Origin of the sequence: Microvirga arabica (genome assembly GCF_016811235.1) — a bacterium.
GTDB classification, from domain to species: Bacteria; Pseudomonadota; Alphaproteobacteria; order Rhizobiales; family Beijerinckiaceae; genus Microvirga; species Microvirga arabica.
Genome location: NZ_JAFBID010000212.1, coordinates 1 through 907 on the forward strand (window position 1 = coordinate 1; position 907 = coordinate 907).

Annotated in this window: 2 protein-coding genes; both read left to right on the forward strand. The window is 60.6% G+C overall.

Annotated features, from left to right (window positions below; genetic code table 11):
* Positions 1 to 230: 230 nt before the first annotated feature.
* Positions 231 to 599 carry an IS66-like element accessory protein TnpA gene (gene tnpA, locus JQC81_RS32530; protein WP_203275879.1) on the forward strand — a complete coding sequence of 123 codons (369 nt, stop codon included), beginning with the start codon at positions 231 to 233 and terminating at the stop codon, positions 597 to 599.
* The coding region (gene tnpB, locus JQC81_RS32535) for an IS66 family insertion sequence element accessory protein TnpB (RefSeq protein ID WP_203275880.1) at positions 596 to 907 on the forward strand (312 nt) is incomplete at its 3' end. The genes tnpA and tnpB, both read left to right, overlap by 4 nt.

Here is a 907-nt window from a genome sequence, read left to right on the forward strand (position 1 = left end):
TCAAATCCTGTCCCCGCAACCAAAACACACTACACACAACACAAGACACAAGCCCCCACGGGAAACCACGGGGGCTTTGCTCGTTTAAGACACTCAGCGCGCAAAAATACGCTGCACCCGCATACAGTAAGCGTCCGGTGTAGGAGGGTTCTCGACGAGGTGCTTCTGGTCCACGTTTCGAAGCTGATTTCGCAGTTATGTTCGAAGTTAGCGACGGAACGATGGGACGGATGGAGATCATCACAGGTCGAGAACGCCGGCGGCAATGGTCGACTGAGGAGAAGCTGCGCATCCTGGAAGAGGCCTCCGCTCCAGGGGCCAGTGCCGCCGAAGTCGCTCGCCGGCACGATCTTCTGCCGCAGCAGATCTACACCTGGCGCCGACAGTTGCGGGCTGCCCATCCAGTCTCCCACCAGACGGTATCCTTTCTTCCCGTTGACCTGAGGGCCAATGCGGCGGTGCAAGGGAAGCCGGCACCGCGCCCATCATCGGGAGGCCAGATCGAGATCGGCTTCACCAATGGACGGACCCTGCGGATTGGCGTTGGTGTGGATGCCGAAGTTCTGCGTCGTCTCATCCGGCTGGTGGAAGAAGCATGATTGCGCCAGGCAGCGGCCTGCGGGTGTACCTGGCCTGTGGCGTGACCGACATGCGCAAGGGCGTGTCCGGTCTTGCCGCACTCGCCCAGGAGGCTCTGCGTCAGGATCCCTGCTCAGGGGCTGTCTTCGCCTTTCGCGGCCGGTGCGGCGACCGCATTAAGTTGCTGTTCTGGGATGGCCAGGGGTTTTGCCTCTTTTACAAGATCCTGCAGCGCGGTCGCTTTCCCTGGCCTGCGGATTCCGATGAAGCCGGACGCTTATTCCAAGGTGAAGCCGGACACCCATTCCGATTTCATTCCGGACAGTGT